The organism is Limnohabitans sp., assembly GCF_044373035.1.
In the GTDB taxonomy this organism is placed as follows: Bacteria; Pseudomonadota; Gammaproteobacteria; order Burkholderiales; family Burkholderiaceae_C; genus Limnohabitans_A.
In genome coordinates, this window is the sequence record NZ_JBILQU010000009.1 from 40,929 (window position 1) to 47,277 (window position 6,349).

At 59.2% G+C, this 6,349-nt stretch carries 6 protein-coding genes and 1 pseudogene; 6 read left to right on the forward strand and 1 reads right to left on the reverse strand.

The features are described from left to right. Entirely contained in the window at window positions 1–1,185 is a 1,185-nt protein-coding gene (locus ACIQ47_RS02965; RefSeq protein ID WP_396436769.1) for an acyl-CoA dehydrogenase family protein, read from the reverse strand. Window positions 1,186–1,308: 123 nt separating this feature from the next. Here ACIQ47_RS02965 and ACIQ47_RS02970 point away from each other — a divergent pair, with 123 nt between their 5' ends. The 6 genes and pseudogenes from ACIQ47_RS02970 to ACIQ47_RS02995 all read left to right on the forward strand — a co-directional run bounded on the left by ACIQ47_RS02970 (window position 1,309) and on the right by ACIQ47_RS02995 (window position 6,172). After that, window positions 1,309–2,514 carry an acetyl-CoA C-acetyltransferase gene (locus ACIQ47_RS02970; protein WP_396436770.1) on the forward strand — a complete coding sequence of 402 codons (1,206 nt, stop codon included), beginning with the start codon at window positions 1,309–1,311 and terminating at the stop codon, window positions 2,512–2,514. Window positions 2,515–2,545: 31 nt separating this feature from the next. Further along, window positions 2,546–4,699: a 3-hydroxyacyl-CoA dehydrogenase NAD-binding domain-containing protein gene (locus ACIQ47_RS02975; RefSeq protein WP_396436778.1), complete on the forward strand. Its 2,154-nt coding sequence runs from the start codon at window positions 2,546–2,548 to the stop codon at window positions 4,697–4,699. Window positions 4,700–4,966: 267 nt separating this feature from the next. Beyond that, on the forward strand, window positions 4,967–5,308 hold the full coding sequence (locus ACIQ47_RS02980; protein ID WP_396436771.1) for a helix-turn-helix domain-containing protein: 342 nt from the start codon (window positions 4,967–4,969) through the stop codon (window positions 5,306–5,308). A 4-nt stretch (window positions 5,309–5,312) separates the two neighbouring features. Continuing rightward, window positions 5,313–5,501, forward strand: a pseudogene (locus tag ACIQ47_RS02985) (DUF3418 domain-containing protein); the annotation flags it as partial. Between the two features lie 153 nt (window positions 5,502–5,654). Then, window positions 5,655–5,894 (forward strand): ParD-like family protein, encoded by a 240-nt coding sequence (locus ACIQ47_RS02990; RefSeq protein ID WP_396436772.1) that lies wholly within the window; start codon window positions 5,655–5,657, stop codon window positions 5,892–5,894. Then, entirely contained in the window at window positions 5,891–6,172 is a 282-nt protein-coding gene (locus ACIQ47_RS02995; RefSeq protein ID WP_396436773.1) for a type II toxin-antitoxin system RelE/ParE family toxin, read from the forward strand. Before ACIQ47_RS02990 ends, ACIQ47_RS02995 begins: the two co-directional genes overlap by 4 nt. The last annotated feature ends 177 nt before the right edge of the window (window positions 6,173–6,349 follow it).

Sequence of the window (6,349 nt, forward strand, 5' to 3'; positions counted from 1 at the left end):
TCATCGCCCCGTCAAACCCATGCTGCGCGAGATCACTTCTTTCATGATCTCGTTGGTGCCGCCGTAGATGCGTTGCACGCGGGCGTCGGCATAGGCGCGGGTGATGGGGTATTCCCACATGTAGCCGTAGCCGCCGTGCAACTGCACGCATTCGTCCATCACCTTGCATTGCAAATCAGAGCACCAGTACTTGGCCATGCTGGCGGTGGCCGTGTCCAGCTTGTCTTGCAGCAGCAGCTCGCTGCATTTGTCCACAAACACACGCGCCACCTGCACCTCGGTTTGCAGCTCGGCCAAGGTGTAGCGGGTGTTTTGGTAGTTGCCCACGGCCTGGCCAAACACCTGGCGGTCTTTCACGTATTGCACCGTCCAGTCAATCGCCGCCTGCGCTGCGGCAATCCCGCCAATCGCGATTTGCAAGCGCTCCCAAGGCAGTTGCTCCATCAGGCAAATGAAGCCCTTGCCCTGCATGGCCGTGCCGCCCAGCAGCTGGTCGGCGCTGACCTTGACGTTGTCAAAAAACAGCTCAGACGTGTCTTGCGCCTTCAGGCCCAGCTTCTTCAAGCGCTTGCCTTTCTCAAAGCCAGGCGTGCCGCGCTCGATCAAAAACAAGCTGGTGCCTTTGGCGCCAGCGGCCGGGTCGGTCTTGGCCACCAAAATCACCAGATCGGCGTGCCAGCCGTTGGTGATGAAGGTCTTGCTGCCGTTGATCACATAGTGGCCGTCGGCTTCGCTACCGGAGGGGCCTGCGTGCCATATGGCGGTGGTTTTGACGCCTTGCAAGTCCGAGCCCGCAGCCGGTTCGCTCATGGCAATCGCGCCCACCATCTCGCCGCTGGCCAGCTTGGGCAGGTATTTTTGCTTTTGTGCTTCGGTGCCGTAATGCAGCAGGTAAGGGGCCACGATCTCGTTGTGCAGGCCGTAGCCGATGCCGGTAAAGCCAGCGCGTGAGAGTTCTTCCATCTGCACCACCGAATACAGCTTGTCGGCGTCTGACCCGCCATAGGCCTCGGGCATCGTCATGCACAAAAAACCGTTGTCACCGGCCTTGTTCCAAACGGCGCGGTCCACATAGCCTTGCTCTTCCCAGGCTTCGTGATGGGGGGCGATTTCCTTGTCCATGAAGCGGCGAAAGCTGTCGCGAAAGGCTTCGTGGTCGGCAGAAAAAAGTGTGCGTTCGATCATGGGTGTCACCAGTAAGACTTGGGGGTTGGTATTTTTACAAAGCGTTTGCTTGGTAAAAGTCTATACTGTTTGACGCATCCCGCAAATACCGGGCAAACCCCTTGATGACCCCCAGGAGACAGCATGAGCGAAGCATTTGTTTATGACGCCATACGCACACCGCGTGGCAAAGGCAAAAAAGATGGCAGCCTGCACGAAGTCAAGCCCATCAGCTTGTTGTCAGGCGTGTTGCGCGAGCTGCAAAGTCGCAACCAGTTCGACACCGCTGCGGTGGACGACGTGGTCATGGGCGTGGTCTCGCCCATTGGCGAGCAGGGCTCGGTGATCCCCAAAGTGGCGGCGCTGGCAGCGGGTTGGGACTGGCGCTGCTCGGGCGTGCAGCTCAACCGCTTTTGTGCCTCGGGTTTAGAGGCCGTCAACATGGCCGCCATGAAAGTGCGCAGCGGCTGGGAAGACCTGGTCGTGGCCGGTGGCCTGGAAAGCATGAGCCGCGTGCCGATTGGCGCGGACGGTGGCGCTTGGGCGCAAGACCCCGAAACCAACAGCGCCACGCTGTTTGTGCCGCAAGGCATTGGGGCCGATTTGATCGCGACCATGAGCGGTTTTACCCGCCATGATGTGGACGCCTTCGCGGTCGAGTCGCAAAAGCGCGCGACAGCCGCGCGTGCGGCGGGCTACTTCGATGGCTCGGTCGTGCCGGTCAAAGACAAGCTGGGCCAGGTCATCCTGGCGAAAGATGAATTCATCAAGCCCCAGACCACCGTGGAAACACTGGGCGGCCTAAAAGCCTCGTTTGAACAACTTGGCGCGATGGGCTTTGACGCGGTGGCTTTGCAGCGCTACCCGCAGGTCGAGCGCATCCACCATGTGCACCACGCAGGCAACTCCTCGGGCATCGTGGACGGTGCAGCGGCGGTGCTGATCGGCTCGGAAGCTGCGGGTAAAACCCACGGCCTCACGCCGCGTGCGCGCATCGTGTCGGTGGCCTTGTCGGGCGCTGACCCGACCATCATGCTCACAGGCCCCATGCCTGCTGCCCGCAAGGCGCTGGCCAAGGCGGGCCTGACGATTGACCAGATCGATTTGTTCGAGGTGAACGAAGCCTTTGCCGCCGTGCCCATGAAGTTCATGCAAGAGATGGGCGTGCCGCACGACAAGGTCAACGTCAACGGCGGCGCGATTGCCATGGGCCACCCGCTGGGGGCCACGGGTGCGATGATTTTGGGCATCTTGATCGACGAGCTGCACCGCCGCAAGCTGCGTTACGGCTTGGCCACTTTGTGTGTGGGCGGCGGCATGGGCATCGCCACCATCGTTGAACGCGTTTGATCGGGGAAAAAGCATCATGAGCATCATCATTTTGAAAACACTGCGCTACGAACTGGCAGACGGCATCGCCACCATCACCTTTGACGAGCAGGGCTCGCCGGTCAACACCATGTGCCTGCAATGGCAGGCCGACCTGACTCAAGCAGCCGAGCAGGCAGCCAAAGACAAGGCTTCCATAAAAGGAATCATCTTGGCCTCGGCCAAGTCCACCTTCTTTGCAGGGGCCGACCTCAAAGGCGTGATGCGCTCGCAAGCCTCGGACGGCCCGCGTGTCTTTGTGGAGATTGAAGGCATCAAGAAAGCTTTTCGCACCATCGAGACACTGGGCGTGCCGGTGGTCAGCTGCCTCAATGGCACGGCGCTGGGCGGTGGCTGGGAAGTGGCTTTGATCGGCCATTACCGCATCGCCACGGCCAACCCCAAAACACAATTTGGCCTGCCCGAAGTCACGCTGGGCTTGATTCCCGGTGGCGGCGGCATCACCAAGATGACACGCCAGCTGGGCCTGCTGGCCGCGCAACCCTATGTGCTGGAGAGCAAACTCTTTGGCCCCGAAGAAGCGCAAAAGCTGGGCCTGGTGCACGAGATCGTGGCCACTGACGACCAACTGCGCCCCCGCGCTTTGGCGCACATCGCGGCAGCACAAGGCCAGCCCGAAGCGGCCCAGCACCTGTGGGACCGCAAGGACTACAAAATGCCCGGCGGCACGCCGAGCAACCCCAAGATCGCGGGCATGCTGAGCGTGGCCCCGGCCGTGCTCAAGCAAAAAACACGCGGCCTGTACCCCGCACCCGAAGCGGCGCTGGCCGCCATGGTCGAAGGCGCGATGGTGGACTTTGACACCGCCATGCGCATTGAAAGCCGTTACCTCGCTGGCCTCATGACCAGCCAGGTGGCGCGCAACATGATCAACACCTTCTTCTTCAACATGAACAGCATCAAGGGTGGCCAAAGCCGCCCCAAGGCTGCGCCGCGCTACAAGCCGCAAAAGGTGGGCATTCTGGGCGCGGGCATGATGGGCTCGGGCATTGCGTATTCACAAGCCAGCCGGGGCATCGCCTCGGTGCTCAAAGACGTGAGCGTTGAAGCCGCTGAAAAAGGCAAAGCCTACAGCCACAAGCTCACGCAAAAGCGCGTGGACAAAGGCCGCATGGCGGCGGACAAGCAAGCGGCTTTGTTGTCACTGATTCAGCCCACCGCCAGCGCTGCAGACCTGAAAGGCTGCGACCTGATCATCGAAGCCGTGTTTGAAAACCGCGAACTCAAGGCCAAGGTCACGCAAGAGGCCGAGCCCATGCTGCTTGAGGGCGGCTTCTTTGCCAGCAACACCTCCACCTTGCCCATCAGCGGCCTGGCCACGGCCAGCGCCAATGCGAATAAATTTGTCGGCATCCATTTCTTCAGCCCCGTCGACAAGATGCAGCTGGTGGAGATCATTCGCGGGGCACAAACCGACGACGAAACCATCGCCCGCGCATACGACTACGTGCAGGCTTTGGGCAAATTGCCGATTGTGGTGAACGACTCGCGCGGCTTTTACACCAGCCGCACCTTTGGCACCTTTGTGATGGAAGGCGCGGCCATGCTGGGCGAGGGCATCCCCGCCCCCGTGATCGAAAACCTGGCCATGCAAGTGGGCATGCCCGTTGGCCCGCTGGCCGTGCTGGACGAAACGGCGCTGTCGCTCTCGGTGCATGTGTTGGACCAAACCCGTGAAGACTTTGCCAAAGAAGGCAAAACTCACACCGCCACACCCGGCGAGTTGTTCGTTGAGCGCATGGTCAAAGAACTCAAGCGCCCCGGCCGCGCCGCAGGCGGTGGTTTTTACGACTACCCCGCTGGTCAAAAGAAAGTGCTGTGGCCTGAGCTGAAAACCCGCTTTGAAAAAGCCGACGTGGCCTATAGCCTGCAAGACATCAAAGACCGCCTGCTGTACCGCCAAGCCGTGGAGACCGCCCGCTGCCTGCAAGAAGGCGTGCTGACCTCGGTGCACGACGGCAACATCGGCTCGATCTTCGGGATTGGCTTTCCGGCCTGGACGGGTGGGGCGCTGCAATTCATCTACGGCCAAGGGGTGGATGCGTTTGCCAAGCGCTGTGCTGAATTGGCCGCGAAGTATGGCGCGGGGTTTGTGCTGACGGCGGAAGTGATCGCGAGCTTGAAGCAGCACCAGCCGGTGTATTGAGGTACAGGCCCGGAAGGGCTTGAAATTAAAAACGCAGCACCTGGGAGACTGAGTGCTGCGTTTTTACTTTTGCACATTTCAAAGCCGATCTGCATTAAGCGGCTTGAGAAGGCTTGGGGGCAGTTGAACAACTGATGGTTTTACAAAATATGCCACTTAGTGGCATAATTTAAATCATGCGCCGCGTCTTCAAAACCCGCCAATTTGCCAAATGGATGCGTAAAACCGATCTGACGGATGACGGTAAGTTGATAGCAGTGATTTGCCATGAGCACTAAAGCGAAACCCAAGGCCAAACCCCAAACTGCCAGCCGCGTGTTGGAAACGGTTTACGAAACAGCGGCCGATCTGGAGCGTTTGGGATTCATCGACAAGCGCAAGATGCAAAAGCTCGACGCGCTGTGCATGGAGCCGATTGCGCCGTATGACAGCGCCCAAATCCGCGCCCTGCGCGAGCAGCACAACCTGAGCCAGACGGTGATGGCCTCGGTGCTCAACACCAGTGCGTCTACGGTACGCAAATGGGAAATCGGTGAGAAGCACCCCAGCGGTCCGTCGCTCAAGTTGCTGAATTTGCTGGACCGCAAGGGGTTGGATGCGTTGTTGTGATGCGCTGGACAAATACCGCGCCGACCCCGTCCGCGACGCCCAGCGCCTGAACGAGCTGAAACATCAAGAACAACGCCAATGGCCCTAGGTGGCCGAACGCAAAGGTGCCCAAGACGCCTGCATGCTGAAGTTCCGCTGGTTACTGGAAGAGCTGCGCGTGAGCTTCTTCGGGCAAGAGTTGCGCACGTCGTGACCGGCCAGCATCAAGTCGCTAGAGAAGGCCTGGAAACAGTTGACTTATTGACGATAGTTGAATTTATTTACCGGCACACTGCGGTCAGAAATAAATGGCTTGTGGGTGGCGTGTCGGCTGACTACAATTGTGGTAAATCATGAAAGGCACCCCATGTCCACCGTTTCCATGCGCATTGACGAGTCTTTGGTTGGCGCGGCCCGCGTGGCTGCCAAAGCGGAATTTCGCACCGTGCAGGGGCAGGTTGAGTTCTGGGCCAAAGTGGGACGCGCTGCCTTGGACAACCCCGATTTGCCAGCTTCTTTCATCGCTGAAAGCCTGATGAGCCTGGCCGAACCGAGAGAAGACACCGTACCTTTTGTGCCTCGCAGTCAGAGCAGCTTGAAAGCATGAGCTGGAAGGTGGAGCAAACGCGGCGCTTTGTTCGCGTTTACAAAAAATTGACCCAAATCAGCCTGATTGCCGACACCGATGCGGCGGTGGAGACGGTGGCCGAAAACCCCGATGTGGGTGAGCGCAAGAAAGGTGATCTGGGCCAGCTCTGGGTGTACAAGTTTCGCAGCCAAGGCCAGCTTTACCTGCTCGGCTACACCCGAGAAGACACTGTGCGTCTGATTTATTTGGAAGCCCTGGGGCCGCATGAAAATTTCTACAGGGATTTGAAGCGCTGAGGGTTTGTGCACGTCAGGCCTTGAGGGGCAGTTCTTTCGCGGTGCCATGCCAAAAAACAGGACAATCAAGCTCAAAAGTCGGATTGCGCTTTGACTTTTCGCCATTCCTGCACGAATCGAGTCATGAAGCCCCGTGTTTCATCCACCAACAAGGTATTCCCATGAAGCGACGCAACA